We start from the raw sequence: 20,013 nt of genomic DNA, 5'->3' as shown, positions 1-20,013 counted from the left end.
TTCCTATTCTAGCATAGTCTCACCCGCCTTCAAAAACTGAGGCAAGCTCTGGAAGAGATAGTTCAAAAAATCTTCTCTTAATGCTAACTCAAAAACAGGATGCGGGCGCCAAGACAAGGCTTGGGCCAAGTCCTCTCGAGTCAAAAAGCCCTGGTTAACCAAGTAAGTATAGGCTAAAACTAGCCAAAAGGGCTCTTCAGTGAGTAAAGATTTGTCTGTGACTAAGACCAAGATCTGGGGCAAATCCATGAGAGAGAGGCCGACCTGATAGAGGCAATTGAGCAAACGCCGCTCCGACTGGCTGGGCCGCCTTAGGATCTCCAGTAAGCGACGCTGGTAATGTGAGGGAGACAGACTATGGATGGCCTGCTTAGGGATCAGTTGACTAAAGTTGAAATCCTCCTCCCAGCCTGTCAACTGACAGAGGGCGAGGTAGTCCGGGAGCGATAGCCGGTAGACTGTCCCGAGCCTCCCATAATAATCAAGAGCATATAGACGAACATCAGCCGCTTCCTCGTGCCAATAAGGCAGGCAGAGGCCTAGCTGGGCAAAGGGCTTGAGGAAGGGCCACAAACGCTTTAAATAAGCTGGTCGCAGCTTGAAGTGGGGCGACTGGTGGCCGAGCAACCAGAGCAAATTAAAGCCTGCAAAATGATAATCACTAGTCCGCTGCCCTGCTTCCTCAGCTGACATTTGCGCATATTGGATCTCTAAAACCCAGCGCTTATCTACGCATAAGTCAGCCCGTCGTTTAATCGTATCGATAGGCAGTTCCGTCAAGACCTCATAGCCTCCTGCCCTTAGGATTTCGGCCATTTGTTCCTTAGAAGCCCGGTGGCGGTCAGATTCCCCTCCCCCAGTAGAACGCTTAGCTTGGTGGGCAAAGTAAGGGCGACCTCGCCGCGGTTGGCAGAAGTTTACTTGCTTGTGGCAAGTCGGACAATAAAAGCGCGGCTGGCTCTCCAAAGCCCCCACCTGGCTCGCTGCAATCAATTGATTATTTTCGATATGTGCAAAAAACATCTCACGCACCTCCTATAGATATATAAACCAAATTGCGCCAAATCCACGAAAGTTTATTTAGAATATAGGAAGCCAAAAAGATGCTCTAATTTTTTTGATGACGAGTAATCGAAAAAAATTAATAGCGGCTAGTTTTGTTTAAAAAGTAAACGTATGCTCACCCAGACAATTTAAATAACGAGCAGATAAAAAAGCAAGTCCCCTTTTTGATAGGAAACTTGCTTGCTTTGACTATAAAACTTGCATTAATAACGCAGCCCCATAGCATCTTCCATCTCAGCCAGGGTTTGGTTGGCAATGACTTCTGCCTTCTTAGCCCCTTCGCGCAAGATATCTTCCAGTTCATCAGACTCGAGCAAGTCATAATAACGGGCTTGCATCGGTGATAAGAAATCAGCCATCACTTCAGCCAAGTCGCCTTTAAAGGCCCCATAGCCTGAACCCTCATACTCAGTGACTAAGTCGTCAATGCTCCGATTCGAGAAAGCTGAATAGATGTCTAAGAGATTGGAGACCCCTGGTTTTTCTTCAGGATCATAGCTAATGACACCAGAAGAATCCGTCACAGCAGACTTGATCTTCTTAGCAGCCTTCTTGGGTTCATCCAAGAGCGAGATAAAGGCCTTCTGATTATCATCTGACTTGGACATCTTCTGACTTGGATCCTGCAAGCTCATAATCCGGCCCCCTGACTTAGGCGTCAAGTGTTCTGGCTTGGTTAGGATAGGCTGGTCCTTGCTGGCAAAGCGCTTGTTAAAGCGGTCCACAAAATTCCGGGTCAGTTCCATATGTTGCTTCTGGTCATCCCCCACAGGCACTAAGTCGGCATGGTAGAGGATAATATCTGCCACCATCAAGGTTGGATAGGTCAAGAGCCCTGACATAACAGACTGTTTCTTGGCTGACTTATCCTTAAACTGAGTCATCCGTTCCAACTCGCCCAGAGGAATCAGGCATTGGACCAACCAGCCTGCCTTAGCATGAGCCGCAACATCCCCCTGTACGAAGATGGTTGACTGATCTGGATCGACCCCCAAGGCAAGATAGAGAGCCGCTAAACGCCGTGTATTCTCTCTTAAGCTTTCTGGATCTTGGGGCACCGTGATGGCATGCTGGTTCATAATACAATAGATGGCATCGTGGTCATTTTGCAGGTCAACAAATTGCTTGAGCGCGCCCACATAGTTCCCTATGGTCGGGATACCACTCGGTTGAACCCCTGAAAAAATTTTTTTCATTCCTGCTTCCTCCTAGTTAGTAAATTACCTTCTTATTATAGCATTAGCCCTCAAGGAATTCAGTAGAAGACTGTTTTTTTCCTGCGACTTTTAATTCAAAAGTTGCTTTTAATGGTATTAAATCAGATCTGTGGTAGAATAATGAGTTGCACATTTTTATTCCAAAAAACTATATCTCCTTAAAAGGCGCGAGATCTTAAGCTTTAATTATTGCGAGTGAATAAAAAAAGAAATAAAAATACAAAAAATGTTTTTATTTTTTCTTTATTGTAGATAAATCCATTTCTTTACAAATTACTTACAATTTAAAAGCCCTTCATGTCAGGCTTTTAACCCATCTTCGTATTTAATCAAATTCTTACTTTCGAAAGTAGCTTTAAATGGATTTTAATAATTGTTATAATAAGTATGTTGAATGATGCATTAGTCATTTCTTAAGGAGAGATGCAAATGGTAAAATTATACACGTCACCAAGTTGCACTTCATGCCGTAAAGCGCGCGCTTGGCTAGAAGAGAACGACATAGCTTACGAAGAGCGCAATATCTTTTCCGATCCCCTCAGTTCAGATGAAATCAAAGACATTTTACGTATGACTGAAAATGGGACTGAAGAAATTATTTCAACAAGATCTAAGGCTTTCCAAGAATTGGACCTCAATCTTGAAGAAATCGGTTTGAATGAACTGTTTGATTTAATTCAAACAACGCCAGGCTTACTTCGCCGTCCAATTATTATGGATGAGAAGCGCCTGCAAGTAGGATACAACGAAGATGAAATTCGTCGCTTCCTACCTCGTAAAGTTCGTAAGATTGAACTGCATGAAGCTTTACGTAAGATGGGCTAATAATTCATCTAAGGAGTGTGTTTTACGCACTCTTTTTTATTTACTTCCCTAGCTAATTAACATTGACAATTAGTCCTAAAAAGCAAATTCAAAAGCAGAGCGGATGCTTACTTAAAGGCTATACACTTTTATTCTTCCAAAGATTTCTGTGTCATTCAAGCAAAAAAGCTTAAAATTGCTTCTTTTCGCATTTTTCAATCAGAATCAATTTACTATTCTCGCTTTTTACGATAGACTAGAATAAACAGCAAGAGATTGAGGTGAGACCCAATGGAAATGGAATATATCAATGAAAATACTATGCGTGTCTTTATCGCGTCAGAAGACCTCGTCGACCGAGGAATTTCCTTCACCGATATTATTAGTGACCAGAAGGCTGTCGAAAGTTTCTTCCTATCTGTCTTGGAAGAAATGGATACCTCCCGGCGCTTCCAAGACTCGGAAGCCCTCACCTTCCAAGTGATGCCTAAAAAGGGAGGAATTGATCTCTATATCAGCAAGACAGGACCTGAAACCTCCCCTGAAGAAGAGCGCCGAGCCTATAAGAAATTGCTCGATATTATCGAAGAAGGCGAAAGTGCCTTAGACGAAGAAGATAGTATCTTGAGCAAGGACTGGGACCAAGAAGACTGGAATCAGGTCATTCTTGGCTTCCAAAAATTCGATGACCTTATCGCCTTCAGCCACGCCTATCCCCTAAGAGATGTCCAAGTCGACCTCTACCAGCTAGGCGGCCAATTTTATTATCTTTTAACCTTTAACCCGACTGAATATGATCCAGGAACCATCGAGAACGCCATCTATTGTGCCCTCGAATACGGACAACTTCCATCCATCAACCAAGCAGTCCTAAGAGAACACGGCCAAATCCTAGCAGAAGGCCGCGCCAACCAAACCATCGCCCAAAACTTTAAATAAAGGGTGTGAGGGCTGGCGCTTAGCTTTCCTTCACTGGAACAAGTCAACAGAGCAGTCTAAAGGACTGCGGCGGAGACTTGTGAAGAGGAGCCCTTTCTGCATCCTCGAACCCAACTAGACCAGGGTGTGAGACTTGGCGTTTAGGCTTGGATGATTAAAGTAAGTCGGAATAAGACTTTGACCACATAAGCACCCTACCAAGAAGCTAACCAGCTATAATTCAGTCTGGCTAGCTTCTTTTTTACTAAAATACATATTCTTTAGATAAACTATCGCGAGGCGAGCCCTCAGTAGACAAATTAGCTAGCCTTCCTTCAAGCCATCGCCAACAAAATGAATCCTCTAACAGCATAACAAAGGCCCCAAAACCATCACTCAGCGGATCGTTTTGGGGCTTTTCCCTTCTTTATGAAAATTTGAGAACAAAACCAAGACAGGCAAACTTGCTCACACATGCCACTTCCCTGAGCAACTAATAAATCAAGTCAATCAAGTCTTCGACGGAGATGTTGCCAAAATATTTATTAATATCAAGGGTTGAGAAAGTCTCTCTTAAACCCTCTTCCGTATAGTCCGAGCCTCTGAGGGCCTCTTCTACATCGGAGATTTCGCCCAGGCCGAAGAAATCCCCATAAATTGAAATTTCTTGAATTTTTCCTTTAGAGATATTGAATTGAAATTCAATTTGACCAGCTGGCGTCCGGCCTTCGCGGATCAGTTCATAGTCTGGATCCTTGCCATAATTCCAATCATCATTGCCGGTATAGCGATCTCTAAAGCGGAAGATTTCTTCCCAGTCTTCATCCGTCAATTGATACTCTTTGACTTGGTCTAGGCGATCGACATCAAAAATAAATTTCAATAGAATTTCACGGAATTCATGGATAGAAATATTTTGATAATCATCGTTCAAGAAAGGTTTAATATTCGTCACCCGGCTGCGAACTGATTTAACCCCCTTAGACGTTAATTTTTCTTTCTTAGGCTTTAAGACCTCTGTCGTTACCGAAATATCCACGTCAAACATCAGGGTCCCGTGGGCGGTCATCCGGCCCTTGTGGCTGTACATGGCATTACCGGAGAACTTCTTGCCATCAATCACCAAGTCATTGCGACCGCGTAACTCTGCTCCCTCAACCCCCATCTTATGCAAGGCATCGATCACAGGGTCTGTAAACTTCTTGAAATTGCGGAAGGAATTACCATCGTCATCGGTGATAAAGCAGAAGGAAATATTGCCTAGGTCATGGTAGACCGCACCCCCACCAGAAAAGCGGCGGACGACATGGATATTATGGTCACGCACATAGTCCTGGTTGATTTCGGCCCGGGTGTTCTGGTTTTTACCAATAATAATAGAAGGCTCATTAATATAAAAAAGAAGAATGGGCTCATCTAAACGTTTCTCATTGAGTAAATAGTATTCAATGGCTAAATTAAGCCTAGGATCATAGATTTCTTCACCTTGGTATTCATTCTTTACGTAATACATCGTTTCCTCCTTAAATTAATGCATAGTCATAGGTCCAGCGAAAGCCCCCATTGGCTAAGTAAGTCGACCCCGTGCGCTTAAAGCCCTCCCGTTCAAGGATATGCTGCATGACTCGATTATCTGGATGGGTATCCACCCGCAGCGACCGCTTCTCATCTGCTTTAGCAATGTTTTTGATCATTGCGAAGACAGTCCAGCTGAGGCCCTGACCTCTTTGCTTAAGGCTGATCATCACCCGGTGGATCGCATAGTAAGGGGCCTCTGTCTGCCAAGCCCCCTCAGCTAAGTCATCATAGGCTGGGTCTTCATCAGCTAAGACGAAAAAGGCTAAAATGTTTTTTCCTTCATCTAAGCAGACATAGGCCTGGTCAGCCTCAATCACTGAGCGAAGATGGTCAATGGTTACTTCCCCATTCTGCCACTGGTCCACTCCCTGGTCGGCCAAGTATTGGATGCTAGCCTTCAAAATATCTTCTAATCGATCGAGATCAGCCAAGCTGGCCTTGCGATAAGCTACACTTTCCATAGTCGGCCTTCTTTCCTTATAAGATACTTACATTATAGCAAAAGATAAGGCTTTCATCTAGACCGAGCCAAGCCAAGAAAAAAGCTAGTCCCCAGCACACTTTTTCCAAAGTTATACTGGGAAACCAGCTAATCAATACTATTTCTTTTTGGCAGCCTTCACTTGCTCATCGAGAGCCTTATAATCTGCAGAGATATTATCATTATCAGACCAAGCCTTTTGGTCAGCGCCATCGGTTACTTCCTTAATCTTGGCCTCTGTTTCAGGCGTTTGATAGGTTTCAACAACCTTCTTAATGGCTTCATCATTGGCCCGATCTTTCTGAGTGGCGATGATACACTTGTACTGGGTCCCAACCTTGGCTAAATCTTCAGTATCGACGAAGATTCCATCCTTAAAGGGATTCAAGCCAGCATCTACGGCATAGTTAGTGTTGGCAACAACGGCATCAGCATCCCCAAGTGAACGTGGCACTTGAGCCGCATCCAATTCAGTAATCTTAACGTTCTTTGGATTCTCAGTGATATCATTAGGGGTTGGTGAAATGCCGGCGTTGTCATCAATTTCAATAACGCCCGCTAATTCTAAGAGGAGCAAGGCCCGACCGCCATTGGTTGCATCGTTAGGAATCGCAATTTCAGCGCCATCTTTGAGATCATCCAATGACTCAACCTTGTCGGAGTAAGCGGCCATGGCAGAAATATAGGTATAGCCGACAGGTTGGAGATCTTGTTGTTCACTGCTATTGAAGTCATGCAAGAAGGCCATGTGTTGGAAGGCGTTAAGGTCGAGTGACCCATCAGCTAAAGCCTTATTAGGTTGAACATAGTCAGTAAAGACTTGGACATCTAGGTCAACCCCCTTGTCCTTAGCGCGCTCTGCAACATCTTCCCAAACTTCGCGTTCCACATCACCAACTACCCCTACTTTTAGCTTGGTTGGCTCAGCGGATGAATCGCTGCTTGCTTGGTCATCACTGCTAGCCCCGTTCGAACAAGCTACCAAGGCAAAGGCAGCCGCTGTTAAGAGCCCTAATTTTTTAAAACTTGTTTTCATAAATAAATTCTCCTTTAATTGTTAATCTAATGCTCAATGCGGCGGACATACCAGTCAGCGACCGCTTGTGAAATAAAGACAATAATCAGAATAATGATAGTTGAAACAATCGTCACATCGGTTTGGAAACGGTTGTAACCCCGGGTGATGGCTAGGTTACCCAAGCCCCCACCACCGATGGTACCAGCCATAGCGGTTAAGCCAATCACATTAATGATCGATAAGGCAGAAACCCGGATAATACCTGGCAGCGCTTCTTTAAGATAAACACGACTAACGATTTGCCAAGTGCTCAAACCCATAGAGAGGGCGGCTTCAATCACACCCGGATTCACTTCGATCAAGGCATTCTGAATCTGACGGGCGAAGAAAGGCACTGTAGCTACAACAAGTGGCACAATAGCAGCCGTTGTCCCGATTGATGTCCCAACGATAAAGCGGGTAACGCCCACTAAGAGAGCCATCATAATAACAAAAGGAATGGAACGGAAGATGTTCACTATCTTATCCAGAATGCTGTAAGCCACACGATTTTCCTTCAAGCCACCCGGCATGGTCAGAACGAGGAAGATCCCCACCACAATCCCCAGGGCAAAACCGATGATACAGGTCAGGATGGTCATATAAATCGTTTCAATCGTCGCTGTGACAAATTCGTCTGGAATTTCACTCACATTAGGCAATAAATTCGTTAAAAAATCCATTATTCAACACCACCATTTCCTTCAACTTGATATTCCCGCCACTTAACGCCATTGTCGTCAATAAACTTAACGGCATCAGCCATGGCTTGATCATCCCCACTAATCGATACCAACATGGTCCCTGTCGGAATGCCTTGGAGAACTTCAATATTCGCATAAAGAATACTTGGAAGAACGCCGAAATCGCGTGCTAGCCGGGCTACCAGAGGGTCTCCTGTATCCGCCCCCGCAAAGTCAATACGGATAATCCGATCAGACGAGTTCACATCGACCAACTGGGAATTGGCTAGGACGGAAGCGATCCCCTTCTCAGTAGGACTCGCTGACTCGATAAAGTTCCTGGTTAATTCCGTCTGTGGATTAGAGAAGATATCAAAGATCGATCCCTCTTCCATGACATAACCATCCTGCATGACCGCTACCCGGTCACAGATCTCTTTAATCACGCTCATCTCATGGGTAATAATGACAATGGTTACTCCGAGCTGTTCATTGACAGTCTTTAACAATTGCAAAATCGACCGGGTTGTCTTAGGGTCCAAGGCTGATGTCGCCTCGTCACAGAGGAGAACATCAGGGTCATTGGCTAGGGCCCGGGCAATGGCTACCCGCTGCTTTTGTCCCCCGGATAATTGGGAAGGATAAGCATCCCGGCGGTCCGATAAATTAACCAGTTCTAAGAGCCGGTCCACTTTTTCACGAATTTCTTCCTTGGATAAGCCTGAATCCTGGAGGGGGAAGGCCACATTGCCGGCAATCGTCCGCGCATTCATCAGGTTGAAGTGTTGGAAGATCATCCCGATATTTTTGCGGGCCTTTCTTAAGTCACTATCGTTGAGTGCGGTCATTTCATAGTCACTCACCCGCACCGTTCCACTTGTTGGAGCTTGGAGCATGTTAATAGTACGGACTAAGGTCGACTTCCCGGCCCCAGAATAACCAATCACACCAAAGATTTCACCCTTAGCAATCGACAAGCTCACATCTCGAACGGCATGGACTTTGCCACTTGCTGTATCAAAGCTGACATCGACATTTTGTAAATCAATCATAGCCATCATCCTTTACTCTCTCAATTGAAGCCTCAGTCCAAATACATATACATGGCTGGCTCCTTAACTGCCAATGAACCTCAGCGATTCATTTTCATCTACTTTTTCTAAGAAAAGTAGACAAGTATCTATACTAATTTATTTTATCATTTTTTTAGCTTTTAGAAAGCATTGATTTCCAATAGCCTTTGATCGATTATAACGATCACTACTTAATGATAAAACACGGAGATTGCACATCATTTTATCATTTAAGGCAAGCTTTTCCTAGCTTTTTGTGAATTGTTTATTCATGATCACTAAAAAAGCCCAAGGCACAAGGCCTTGAGCTTAATTAAATCGCTTAGAGGGCTTCCCCTTGCCCTGCTAGACCCTGTCCAGGGAAACAAGACGTTCCCTTTTCCTTATCTACTAGAGCGGTGTAGAAGAGGGCCTTGGCCACATTCAGGCGCAGACCGTAATAGAGTCCAATTAAAGCCGCAACTAAGAGGGCAAAGAAGAAGAGTGAGAAAGCCAGGACATAGCTAGGGCCTTGAACAGGACTTGCAGCAATGGCGTAAGCAAAGAAAGCGACAATGCTGGCAATGAGGATTAGGATTGGAATCCAGATATAAGTTAGGATCAAGCCTAGAAGTTTCCAGCGGTTGCCCTTCATCATACGGAAGCTTTCCTTCATCACTTGCCAAGCCCCCATCTCTGGATAATCACCTAAGAGCGGCGAAACCATAGCCAGGGATAAGTCCAACCAAGTGACGACAATCCCTAGTATAATTCCTGCTAAAATAAAAATCCCAAAGAAGGCTGCATCAGCTTGCCAAGCTTCAGTAGACAGTATACTGGCACCGATCAAACCGAAGCCAGAAGCCAGCCCTATCACTATCGTTGGAATTAAGCCGATTAAGGCAAGGAGGAAGAGGGCTAAGATATTACGGCCCAATTTTTCTTTAAAGGGCTGAACCAAGCTTCCCTGGTCATAGGAGCCGCCATGGCGGACCAGACGTACTAAGCCCCACATGATCCCCATAGAGAAGAGACTGGAAGCTAGCGTTGAGATCAGATTGAGTAAGGGAACTAGGCCAAAGCGAAGGCTGAGACCTTCCTGGGGATCCAAGCTAATTACCTGGTCAATGAGATAATCGATGGCAAAAACAACGATAAAGCTAATGACCATATCCCCTAAAATGCGCCAAAAATTACTGTGACTGATAGTTTTTTCGTGCTGATGGATGGTTCGATTACTTAGGTCAAGTTTCATTTGAATTGCCTCCTTAATGGCTTGCAAAGTGTACGGTTAGGTGGAAGCTTGCCCTTAGTCACTTAGCGATGCTTTAGGCAGTTCCAGGTGTTGGCGCAGACGGTTGGAAGCCTCTTGGCGGTCTTCTTCTGAGACAATGCTCAGATAAGTTCCTGTTGACATATCATCCGTTCCCTTGAGAACCCCCTGTTCAATGGCGTCGGCCGTATTGCGGTAGTCCTTGGCCAGGACCATCATATCGGACAGCTGGAGGTCTGTACGGACATTTTGGCGGACAATATCTGATAAGTCTTTGAGGTGGGTCAGGCTTTGAACGGAACGCAGAGAATCTAGGATTCCTCTGAGAACCACTTGTTCACGCCGGGCACGGCCAAAGTCCCCTTCCGGATCTTCGTAGCGCATGCGGATATAGGCCATGGCTTCCTGACCATCATGGAGGGTAATACGACCTTGAGGGAAGCTATAACCCATATTGCTGAAGCTGAGGGGATTATCGACCTGGATGCCACCCAGGCTATCCACAATATTCACTAGCCCAGTCATATTAACCAAGGCATAGTAATCAACAGGAACATTCAAGAGCTCTTGGACAGCTCCAATGGTCGCCTCAATCCCCCCTTGTCCGTAGGCTGCATTGATCTTCGTGCCAACTTGTTCGCTGTAGGTGTCCCGGGGAATACTCAGCATTTTAGCGGACCCTGTCTTGGGATTGAGAGTCAGCAAGATGAGGGCATCCGTATTCTGTTCTCCAGTGGTCCGCCCATTGCCTGAGTCCATACCTACCAAGAGGACAGAGATGGGATCTTCCCCTAATTCTGGATCCCGCTGACCTGCCCCCTTGTCCTGGTCCCTCCCCTGAGTTGGCGCATAGAGGTCATCTGCTACCTGCTTAGCACCAAAGTAAGTCCCCCCTAGAACAATGAGGACTAAGAGAACAAGTCCGGCCAAGATCCAAGGCCATATTCTCCTCTTGTGCCGTCGGTAGTGGTCACGTTGAGGCATCATACCCTTCCTTTCTATCATCGTATTCTACTTTTATTATAAAGTGTTTTAGCCAACAGTACAATTATAATCAAAAAACTCCAGTCATTACCAACTGGAGTTTTGAATAAATCGCTTAATCTTTTCTAATAACGTAGGAATGAACGAGACCAATTAATAGGCCAAGAATGGCTGGTAGGACCCAGGCAAAACCATAGTTATAAAAAGGAAAAACGGCCCCAGCAAAATGATCCAATGCTGCAATCGATCCTGTAGGCAGGGCATGCTGGAGGTCAAAACAGGCAGGAACCAGGGTAAAGCCCAGGGTCCAGCGCATAATCACTGGTCGCTTCGTCCAAGCTGGCACCAAGTGAAGGAGGGCAATCACAATCGAGAGGGGGTACATAAAGGCCAGAAAGGGAACTGCCCAAGCTAGGATCGCATTCAAGCCCGCATTAGCAATCACAAAGGAAATACCAATGAAAACATAGGTCCATTTCTCCTGGTTGAGCAAATTGGGATAAATCTCCGCAAAGGTTTCCGCACAGGAGATGATAAGGCCAATGGCGGTCTTGAGGCAGGCCACAAACATGACTACGAAGAGCAGGATCCCCGCAAAGACGCCAAACTTAGTGGATACAATTTGGATCAAGGCTTCGCCCCCATTTTGAGCCAGGTCAATATCTTCCAAGCTCCGGGCCCCCAACATGGTTAGGAGGAAGTAGATCACAGCCATCAAGCCCATGCTCAAGGCCCCACTCTTAATGGTTCCCATGGCTACGTCCCGGTCTTCTGTCACACCAACTTGGTGGATGGACCGCACCACCAAGATGCCAAAGATCAAACCAGCAATCACATCCATGGTATTATAACCATTTAAGAAACCTTGAAGAAAGGGGGCCTCCTGGTACTTAGGAGCAACCGGGAAAGCGGTAAAGGAAAAACTATCAGCAGTCAATAAAACGCCCGCTAAAATCAAGGCTAGAAAAATGAGAAAGACCGGATTCATCCACTTGCCCACCCAGGTCATAATCCCTGAAGGCTTGAGAGAGAAATAAGCCACACAAATAAAAAAGAAAATCGAATAAGCAAATAATAAAAGCGGATGTTGGGTAAACTGGCTAAAGCCAATTTCATAAGACACCGTCGCTGTCCGGGGAATCGATAAAAGCGGCCCGAGAACAAAATACAAGAGCGCCGTAAAGATATGCCCGTACTTGGGAAGGACCCGCTCCGACATATCATTGAGTCCCTTAGATCCCGACACTCCAATAGCTACCACAGATAGGAGGGGCAAGCCCACCGCTGTTACCACAAAGCCGAGAGCAGCCGTCCAGAGATTAGCTCCAGCTTCCTGCCCCATTTGAACGGGAAAAATCAGATTACCAGCCCCAAAAAATAAGCCAAATAACATAGACCCGATGACGGTTGACTGACGCCAGCTCAAAGTCTGGTGTTGATTCTTCAATGCAATCACTCCTCTTTCGCAAATTTATACCAATGATTAAAATTTTAGCATAAATCAAAGGTACTTAAATTAATTTATGATGAGGATAAGCCCATAACTATCTCTATTCTATCATTTTCCCCTATTTCTGAAGATAAAATCATCTTATCCAATAAAGTTTTAAGGTCCAAATTCAAAAGCGCAAGGTATGCTCTCCAGCGCAATTCACTAAAAAAGCTGGAGCCCAAACACTCCAGCCTAATGGTTCACAAAATGGTAAAGATACAAGAGATAAGCCCAGTACTTGTAGAATTCTTGCTGGGCAAAGTCTTGGATATAGTCCGGTCCTTCCTTCCAAGTCACCCAATGATCCCCCTGGCGGTGGTAGGCAGCAACGAAGGTAAGATCGAAGTCATAGCGACGGTTAACTCGCTCGAAGATCATCTTGGTCCTCAACATATGATAGTCTGAGGAAACCACCAAAGCGGAGCTATAGCCCGCCTCTTCCATCATCTTCAAGCTATGGGTCGCATTCTCATAGGTAGAGGTCGCTGTGGCATCATTGACGATAGCGGACTCTGGCACGCCATGTTCGGCATAGTATGCGCCATTAATTTGGTCATAGGGCGACACAATCAGCTTACCAGACCGGCTATAGCCTCCCCGGTAAAGGTTAGCCGCCCTCTCGGCCCGTTCCTCAGTAATCATCCCCTCTGGCACAATAATCACATCAGCTTGCTTGGGCGTCTCATCCACAATTAAATGATCCATGATCACAAAATATGACAAAGAAATAAAAGCCAAAGCTAGCCCGAGAGCTAGAATGGCTCCTAAAAAAAATCGTTTCATATGCACCTTTCCAAGCCTAGTCGTGATTCTTTAAGAGACCTAAGTCCTCACAGTGCCCTCCCTAGGCTTTCCATCGGTCCAAGTTTTCTGGACCAAGCGAGGGATGTCCCAAGCCGGCCCCTTACTTTTTTCAATCAATTAGCGAATCCCTAAAGCGATGCGGGCGTAACGCGAAAGACGTTTGGTTGTCCAAGCAGGCACCCAAACCAAGTCAATCTTCATTTCTTTAATCGTATCGACATCATCCAGGGCAATGGCCGCCGATTCCATGAGCACATCCTGGAGAGGACAGCCCATAGTGGTTAGGGTCATCTTAATCAGGAGATGGCCCTCACCGTCATAGAGCAAGTCGTAAATCAGCCCCAGGTTGACAATATCAATGCCCAGTTCCGGGTCAATGACTTGCTCTAAGGCCTGGATACACTCCTCATAGAGGGCTTCGTCCATGAGTTTCAAATCTTCAAATTTGGAAAGGTCGGTAAAATTTTCTTCACTCATATAAACTTCCTTTCTTTATTCGGATCGTTCAGCGACTTTGACGGTCTTATTGTTGATGGCTTGCTCCAGTCGCGGATAGAGGTCCCGGGCAACGCTAGCACCCAAAGTCATGAGCTCATAGAGAACCCGGACGTCCTCACCGGTCCGCGACAAGCAGCGCGTATAGATTTCCCCATCGCCCGAGAGGATCAGGTTGTAATAGCCGCTCCGTTCACGGTTCAAATCATTGATGACTTCGAGGGCCTTGGCCGTCTGTTGGTAGTCTTCCACCTGGCAGAGCTGGCGGTAGTTAATTTGAAAGTCCGTGGTGGCTTCTCCCTCGTTAAAGTCCCGGGCAATGATATGGCAAGGCACGACCTTGTCTTCCCCTAACTGATAAGCTAAGGCAAAGAGGTGCTGGCCACCATCTAAAGGCCGGTATTCTACAGGAACCTTCATTTCTTTAAATAATTGGCTTAAAATATCCTGGATTGCTGGCATGACAAACTCCTTACTATTTTGTTGTCGTTTTCAAGAACTCGCTTTTTAACTCTAACATTCTAAGGCTCATTTGTAAATGAATTGCCCTGGTCCTGGTCGATCGTCTTAATCACCTGGCCGGGGACCCCCATGACGAGGGAGTTCTCTGGGATATCCTTGGTAACCACCGACCCGGCCCCAATTACAGAGCCTGAACCGATACTGACACCTGGCATCACTGAGACATTAGCCCCGAACCAGCAGTCAGAACCAACCTTAATAGGTCGGGCTTGCTCCAAGCCCGCATTGCGGGCTTCTGCCCTCAGGGGATGGGCAGCCGTATAGAAGCCACAATAAGGGCCGATAAAGACATGGTCCCCAAATTCAATCCGGGCCCCATCCATAAAGTAACAGGCGTGGTTGACAAAGCAGTGTTTGCCGAAGTGAATATTGTCGCCGTAGTCCACATAAAGCGGCGCCATGACTTCCAGGCCTTCAGGCAGGTCCCCTAGTAGCTTAGCTAAGGCAGTCTCAGCTTCTTTGCGATCAGCAGGATCGATCTGGTTGAAGCGGTGGGCCCTGCTTTTTGCTGCTTCTCGCTTGGCGAGGATATCCGGATCATAATTGGCGTCGTACCATTGGCCGGCACGCATTTTTTCATAGTGACTTAACATATATACCTCCTAAGGCCAGAGTCCTGATTGTCGGTAGTCTTGGCCGCAATAGTGCCAGTTGATCACATCCTGGGCATAGCGTTGGATGGTAGTCGTTGAATTATTGTGGTAGACCGAGGGGGCAATTAAGAGGCCGTGGGGATGGACATGGTCTAAGCGCCCAAAGCGCGGAGAAATTAGCTGGTAGCGGTTAACATCCAGGCTAACTCCCTGGGCTGGATCAGGATTTAACCAGCCTTGATCACGCAAGTCATAGAGGAGGCTATCTTGGGGCAAAGCTTGCCTTAAATCGAGATTGATCCCCGTCGCATTGACAATATAGTCCACTTCTTCAATGATCATGCCCTCCTGGTCGAGCAGGTAGTAGAGCCCAGTCTGCTTATCATAAATAATTTCTTCAACACCCGAACAGGAGCTGAGGCAGCCTTCATCGGCTAGGTCTAACAAACGCTGAGCCGACGCCAAGGGCATCTTACCCTTGGCCAGGGAAAAGACCTTGTCGTACTTGTCCGCAAATTGCTGACGGTCGCTTAGGCTCAGATATTGCCAGTAGTGGAAGAGGAGGCGGGTCACCCGGGTGGCCAAGGCCTCCAAAAGTGCTCCCTGGCTGGTCCAATCCATCGCACGACGGATCCCTTCAATTCCTTGGCTGAGACTCACTTCCTGGCAGTCTGCCCAATCTAGGCCTAGGTTCTGGCAGTCGGCCTGGATCCACTGGTCGACCTGCTGGTAGGTCAGCCCCTCTTCCGCTTCCTGGGCTGCCTGAAAATTCTCCTCACTGAGATAAGCCCAGGCCAGGTCTTCGGCCTCCTTACCGCTCACAATCGGAAATTGGTTGCCCCGGGAGAAGGCCAGAATTTGATTGGGCTGGCAAATATCAGCCAGGTATTTAATCACATCAATAGCTGATAAACTTGTTCCAATCACGGCCACCCGTCGCAACCCTTCCTCATCCATCTGATAGCGGTCAGCCTCTAGGGGATAGGCCTGGTTGAGATAGCGTGACGTTCCTTCCAATCGATAGAAGTCATTGGTCCCCAAGTCCCCACAGCAAAGATGGATGCGGTCGAAGCCCGTGTAGACCTGGCCAGATTCGGTCTCAAGACACCAAGTCTCCGCCTCTTGGTCGAAGTTGACTTTAGCCACATACTCCTTCACCAGCTGGGCCTGGAGATTCTCCAAGAGCGTCCCCACCCGTTCTCTTAAATAGCTTCCAAAGAGATAGCGGGAGCTATATTCAGGCCAGTCGCGGTCGGGATCCTTGGCCTTAAGCCAAGTTTCAAAATCACCGGAATAAGCTTGGTCATAGGTCAGACCAGCATTCCGAGTATTCATCAGGGCCCCTTCATAAGACTCTGTGAAGGGGATCCCCTGTCCCAAATAAGGCTCACGGTCAAAAACAACTAAGTCAAAGTCATGGGACTGAGCCAAGTGCTGGTAGGCTGCCAAACAAGCTGAGCCAGAAATCCCTAAACCTATAATCGCAATTTTTTCCATTGTCTCTAGTCGCTCCTTGTTCGCTTTTACTTTCTTTATTATAACATTTCTAAGCTAGAAGGCGAAAGCTTCTGCAGACTAAAGTAAACGCTCAGCAGAAGCTTCGCTTAGTCCCTATTATTTGAAGGCGAGTCTCTCTTTGACTTTAAGTTCAAACATGTGAACCCTTACACAAATATTTGCAGTTTAGCCCAAAACTCCTTATACTAAAGATTAAAGAAATATTAAGATAAAGGAGTCCTTTGCATGAAAACTAAGCTTCCCTTAATCGCCGTTCTGACGGCACTTACCACTGCCCTATCGATCCTAGTAGTTATCCCTATTCCAGCCACTAGCGGGATCTTCACCCTCTGTGATGCAGGCATCTATGCCTCTGCCCTCTTGCTTGGCCCAGTAGCTGGCGGCATCGTGGGTGCAGCCAGCGGGGCCCTTATCGACCTCATCTCCGGCTATCCCCAGTGGATTGTCTTTTCCTTTATCATCCACGGCCTCCAAGGTTATATTGCTGGTTGCTTAGCTAAGAAAAAATTACCTGGTGGCAACTGGACAGCGCTCATCCTAGCTAGTATCTGGATGATGGTCGGCTATGCCATTGGGACAGGGATCCTCTATAACTGGGCCGCAGCCATCCCATCCATTCCTGGCAACTCCTTGCAAAATATCTTCGGTATCCTCGTAGCTATCCCCCTCAACCGCAGCATCCGTCGCCTCCGCCTACCTGCCCTCCAAGCTTTTATAGAAGACTAAACTAAAGGACCTTCCTCATCAAACAAGAAGATGAGGGAGGTCCTTTCTAATTTTACAATTAAGCCTGGCGAATTAGCTCATGGTCCAGCCGCCGTCAACAGGGAGGGCATGACCCGTCGTATAAGAACCAAGGTCCGAAGCTAAGAAGAGGGCTGCTTTAGCCACATCTTCCGCTTCCCCAAAGCGTTGCATAGGGATAGGTGCTAGGAAGCCTTGGGCAATGTCAGGGTCTTCCAAGAGTTCATTAGTCATCCCCGTTTTACCTGTGCCTGGGCAAATGGCATTGCAGCGAATTCCCTCACTGGCATAGTCCACGGCAATCGCCTGGGTCATAGACACCACTGCCCCCTTAGTAGCGGCATAGGAGACCGCATCAGGGAAGCCGATCAGACCGGCAGCAGACGCCGTATTAATGATATTCCCCTTGTTTTCCTTGAGATAAGGCATAGCAAATTTAGAAGCTAGGAAAGCCGCCGTAACATTGATGGCCAAACTCTTCTGGAAGGCATCGAGCGGTGTTTCTTCCACATTGCCTGGAACATAGATGCCCGCATTATTGAAGAGAATATCAATGCTTTGGTAAGCCTCAACAGTTTCTTCAACCATGGCTTTGACAGCCGCTTCGTCAGCCACATCAGCTTGGATAGCCAGGGCTTGTCCCCCTGCTGCTTCAATTTGACTAACGGTTTCTTCAGCCGCTTCACGATTAATATCGACCGCAGCAACTTTGGCCCCTTCCTTGGCGAAAAGTAAGGCCGTCGCCCGACCAAAACCAGAACCGGCACCCGTAATTAAGGCAACTTTATTTTCTAATAACATAATATAATATCCTCCTTGGTATTCTGCTTTAACGTTTATCTTTGATACGAACTTGAATGGTGATCAGAGGCTCTATGCCCTGGTCAAAGTTTAGGCTTAAAATCCGTGCCTCTAGAATATTCCCATGGCCAAAATAAAGCAATTGGCTAATGAAGTGATTGTCATCTGCAGGGAGATAACCTAACTGATGGCCCTTATAAGCCACTTGGACAGCATCTGAATCATAAGGATTATCCGCTTCTGCCAAGAGGTCCACCGCCGTCCCCACTTTCAGATCATCAATCACATCCAAACCGTCATAGCAGCGAAAGCCCTTGACTTTGAAGCTATCTAATTCGCGCGAACGGTCATACTTGACCAAATATTTATCCTTTTTTGCCATTTCTTCAGCTCCTTTAGCTTTTAATTTAATTGACGAAAAATTAATGACTTGTCCCCGGTCATCAAAGGTCAGACCTTCCCCTTCTAAGAGGGCCTGCTTCCGATGGGGACCATAAGCATAGCCCGTCAGTTGTCCCCGACTAGAGACCACCCGGTGGCAAGGAACCAATAAGGCAATGGGATTGAGCCCTACTGCGCCGCCGATTGCCTGGGCAGACATGGGGGCCTGGTAGCGGTCTTCATAGGTCTGAGCCAGGTCCCCGTAAGTCGTCACCCGGCCATAGGGGATTTCTCTTAATAAAGCCCAAACCCGCTCCTGGAAGGGCGTTCCCTGGAGAACCAAGCTCTCAGGCGCTAGCTGGACGGCTTGCCCGGCGAAATAAGCATCTAAGGCCTGGCAAACTTCCTCTAATTCAGGGCAGCTCTCTGCCGGTTGACCATCTTGGGGCAGGTCATCGTCAAAAGCAAGCCCATATAAGCTTCGCCCTTGATAAGTCAGTTGGATGACTCCCAATTTAGATTGATAATAAGCACTCAGCATCCTAGGCCCCTTTCATTGAATCTGACCCTTCCAAGCTTCAAGTCAAGTGTACAAAATTTTATCCAGAGATGAAAGTAAAAAGCTAGTCCTTATCTTCCGGCTGGCGCATATACTTGGTAAGAAAGGCTGTTCCAACCACTAGAAGCAGAAGAAGGCCAATCGCTAAGACAAAGTCCCAGGTGTTAGGCGCGACCGCCTTGTCCCCCACATTGACATAAATCAGGGTTCCCGGCAAGATGGTGACTAAGGAAATCAGCAAGTAGTCGATAAAAGTAATGTCCGTTAAACCAAAAGCATAATTTTCAATATTATAGGGAATTAGAGGAATCAAGCGGGCAAGGGCCAGCACTAGGCGTAAGCGACTGGGTTTGCTGGACAAGATCTCCTGGGTGGAGGGATAACGTTCATAAAGGAAATTCTGTACAGGGCGTCGGAAGAGGTAGCGGGCTATTAAAAACATAAAGGACATATTAAAACTTGCCCCAATCACTGTCAGCAGCGATCCTTTCCATAGACCGAAGCCCATTCCCCCCGCCAGAGCCAGGATAGGCACCGGGAAGAAACCCATAGGCAGGAAGGTCCACAAGAGTACATAGAACCCTTCAGCATAGGAACTCGTCATCACCAAGTCCCTGACCCGGTTGAGATTAAAGGTCTTAAAGATCCACCAGCTCACAAGCACGAGTAATCCTAGGGCCAGCCAACGCCCCCATTTCGACCAATTAATTTTTTTACTCACTAGGCTAGCCAGCTCCTTTCTATAATAACTTTCTCTATTCATTATAACAGTTTGTGAAAACGTTTCAATATCAAAAAGCGATGGAAGTCCTGTCTGCCTATCGAGAAGAGTTGCTGGATAGGCTTTGGACTCCCACCACTTTTCGGGGATGGATTCATTCGGTGTGTCAAGCTACAATAGGAACTTTTAATTGGAGCTTGGTCAATTAAGCGTCAGCCCACACACCCTTTAGTCCGCTTCGACTTGGCAGACTCGGAGTGATTTCACAAGT

General features: G+C 46.7%; 21 protein-coding genes. 3 read left to right on the top strand and 18 right to left on the bottom strand.

The window, feature by feature from the left end; genetic code table 11:
* Window positions 1-3: 3 nt before the first annotated feature.
* Together HMPREF2626_RS01025 and trpS are read right to left on the bottom strand one after the other, a co-directional pair.
* Window positions 4-1,023 (bottom strand): competence protein CoiA, encoded by a 1,020-nt coding sequence (locus HMPREF2626_RS01025; RefSeq protein WP_070616744.1) that lies wholly within the window; start codon window positions 1,021-1,023, stop codon window positions 4-6.
* Window positions 1,024-1,268: 245 nt separating this feature from the next.
* Complete coding sequence (gene trpS, locus HMPREF2626_RS01020) at window positions 1,269-2,261, bottom strand: tryptophan--tRNA ligase (protein ID WP_070616743.1); 993 nt, start codon at window positions 2,259-2,261, stop codon at window positions 1,269-1,271.
* A 450-nt stretch (window positions 2,262-2,711) separates the two neighbouring features.
* On the opposite strand from trpS, the gene spxA reads away from it, so the two are divergent.
* Window positions 2,712-3,107: a transcriptional regulator SpxA gene (gene spxA, locus HMPREF2626_RS01015; protein WP_070430294.1), complete on the top strand. Its 396-nt coding sequence runs from the start codon at window positions 2,712-2,714 to the stop codon at window positions 3,105-3,107.
* A gap of 270 nt (window positions 3,108-3,377) precedes the next feature.
* Window positions 3,378-4,025, top strand: a complete 648-nt coding sequence (locus HMPREF2626_RS01010) for an adaptor protein MecA (RefSeq protein ID WP_070616742.1) — start codon at window positions 3,378-3,380, stop codon at window positions 4,023-4,025.
* A gap of 472 nt (window positions 4,026-4,497) precedes the next feature.
* Here HMPREF2626_RS01010 and HMPREF2626_RS01005 read toward each other — a convergent pair whose 3' ends face one another.
* The 13 genes from HMPREF2626_RS01005 to HMPREF2626_RS00945 form a co-directional block, all read right to left on the bottom strand.
* Window positions 4,498-5,517 carry a lipoate--protein ligase gene (locus HMPREF2626_RS01005; RefSeq protein ID WP_070616741.1) on the bottom strand — a complete coding sequence of 340 codons (1,020 nt, stop codon included), beginning with the start codon at window positions 5,515-5,517 and terminating at the stop codon, window positions 4,498-4,500.
* A 10-nt stretch (window positions 5,518-5,527) separates the two neighbouring features.
* Entirely contained in the window at window positions 5,528-6,043 is a 516-nt protein-coding gene (locus tag HMPREF2626_RS01000; RefSeq protein WP_070616738.1) for a GNAT family N-acetyltransferase, read from the bottom strand.
* A gap of 138 nt (window positions 6,044-6,181) precedes the next feature.
* Window positions 6,182-7,099 (bottom strand): MetQ/NlpA family ABC transporter substrate-binding protein, encoded by a 918-nt coding sequence (locus HMPREF2626_RS00995; RefSeq protein ID WP_070616736.1) that lies wholly within the window; start codon window positions 7,097-7,099, stop codon window positions 6,182-6,184.
* Window positions 7,100-7,125: 26 nt separating this feature from the next.
* Window positions 7,126-7,806: a methionine ABC transporter permease gene (locus HMPREF2626_RS00990; RefSeq protein WP_371325972.1), complete on the bottom strand. Its 681-nt coding sequence runs from the start codon at window positions 7,804-7,806 to the stop codon at window positions 7,126-7,128.
* Complete coding sequence (locus tag HMPREF2626_RS00985) at window positions 7,803-8,855, bottom strand: methionine ABC transporter ATP-binding protein (RefSeq protein ID WP_070616734.1); 1,053 nt, start codon at window positions 8,853-8,855, stop codon at window positions 7,803-7,805. The genes HMPREF2626_RS00990 and HMPREF2626_RS00985 overlap by 4 nt, the downstream gene beginning before the upstream one ends.
* Before the next feature lie 343 nt (window positions 8,856-9,198).
* The gene (locus HMPREF2626_RS00980) at window positions 9,199-10,110 is read right to left on the bottom strand and encodes a DUF975 family protein (protein WP_070616732.1); all 912 of its coding nucleotides are present in this window, start codon (window positions 10,108-10,110) and stop codon (window positions 9,199-9,201) included.
* Window positions 10,111-10,164: 54 nt separating this feature from the next.
* Window positions 10,165-11,112 (bottom strand): LCP family glycopolymer transferase, encoded by a 948-nt coding sequence (locus tag HMPREF2626_RS00975; protein ID WP_168162683.1) that lies wholly within the window; start codon window positions 11,110-11,112, stop codon window positions 10,165-10,167.
* A 115-nt stretch (window positions 11,113-11,227) separates the two neighbouring features.
* A complete protein-coding gene (gene brnQ / locus HMPREF2626_RS00970; protein WP_083294273.1) occupies window positions 11,228-12,559 on the bottom strand; it encodes a branched-chain amino acid transport system II carrier protein in 1,332 nt (443 codons plus the stop codon).
* A 237-nt stretch (window positions 12,560-12,796) separates the two neighbouring features.
* Window positions 12,797-13,387, bottom strand: coding sequence for a YdcF family protein (locus HMPREF2626_RS00965; RefSeq protein ID WP_070616728.1), 591 nt, complete (start codon window positions 13,385-13,387; stop codon window positions 12,797-12,799).
* Between the two features lie 138 nt (window positions 13,388-13,525).
* On the bottom strand, window positions 13,526-13,885 hold the full coding sequence (locus HMPREF2626_RS00960) for a metal-sulfur cluster assembly factor (RefSeq protein ID WP_070616726.1): 360 nt from the start codon (window positions 13,883-13,885) through the stop codon (window positions 13,526-13,528).
* A gap of 15 nt (window positions 13,886-13,900) precedes the next feature.
* Window positions 13,901-14,365, bottom strand: a complete 465-nt coding sequence (locus HMPREF2626_RS00955; protein WP_070616724.1) for a hypothetical protein — start codon at window positions 14,363-14,365, stop codon at window positions 13,901-13,903.
* Window positions 14,366-14,424: 59 nt separating this feature from the next.
* A complete protein-coding gene (locus HMPREF2626_RS00950; RefSeq protein ID WP_070616723.1) occupies window positions 14,425-15,018 on the bottom strand; it encodes a sugar O-acetyltransferase in 594 nt (197 codons plus the stop codon).
* Between the two features lie 9 nt (window positions 15,019-15,027).
* Window positions 15,028-16,515 (bottom strand): FAD/NAD(P)-binding protein, encoded by a 1,488-nt coding sequence (locus HMPREF2626_RS00945; RefSeq protein ID WP_070616720.1) that lies wholly within the window; start codon window positions 16,513-16,515, stop codon window positions 15,028-15,030.
* Between the two features lie 246 nt (window positions 16,516-16,761).
* Between HMPREF2626_RS00945 and HMPREF2626_RS00940 the strand changes: the two genes are divergently transcribed.
* Window positions 16,762-17,262 (top strand): ECF transporter S component, encoded by a 501-nt coding sequence (locus tag HMPREF2626_RS00940; RefSeq protein ID WP_070616719.1) that lies wholly within the window; start codon window positions 16,762-16,764, stop codon window positions 17,260-17,262.
* A gap of 72 nt (window positions 17,263-17,334) precedes the next feature.
* Here the strand turns inward: HMPREF2626_RS00940 and HMPREF2626_RS00935 are convergent, their stop codons facing one another.
* The 3 genes from HMPREF2626_RS00935 to HMPREF2626_RS00925 all read right to left on the bottom strand — a co-directional run bounded on the left by HMPREF2626_RS00935 (window position 17,335) and on the right by HMPREF2626_RS00925 (window position 19,742).
* Window positions 17,335-18,081, bottom strand: a complete 747-nt coding sequence (locus HMPREF2626_RS00935; protein WP_070616717.1) for an SDR family NAD(P)-dependent oxidoreductase — start codon at window positions 18,079-18,081, stop codon at window positions 17,335-17,337.
* Between the two features lie 28 nt (window positions 18,082-18,109).
* The gene (locus tag HMPREF2626_RS10175; protein ID WP_070616715.1) at window positions 18,110-19,003 is read right to left on the bottom strand and encodes a methylated-DNA--[protein]-cysteine S-methyltransferase; all 894 of its coding nucleotides are present in this window, start codon (window positions 19,001-19,003) and stop codon (window positions 18,110-18,112) included.
* 82 nt (window positions 19,004-19,085) lie between these two features.
* Window positions 19,086-19,742 carry a TVP38/TMEM64 family protein gene (locus HMPREF2626_RS00925; protein ID WP_246818909.1) on the bottom strand — a complete coding sequence of 219 codons (657 nt, stop codon included), beginning with the start codon at window positions 19,740-19,742 and terminating at the stop codon, window positions 19,086-19,088.
* Window positions 19,743-20,013 lie beyond the last annotated feature (271 nt).

The sequence above is a fragment of the Aerococcus sp. HMSC062A02 genome (assembly GCF_001809535.1).
Taxonomy (GTDB): Bacteria; Bacillota; Bacilli; order Lactobacillales; family Aerococcaceae; genus Aerococcus.
Note: the sequence above shows the minus strand (reverse complement) of the source record. Positions and strands in the feature narration are given on the sequence as shown.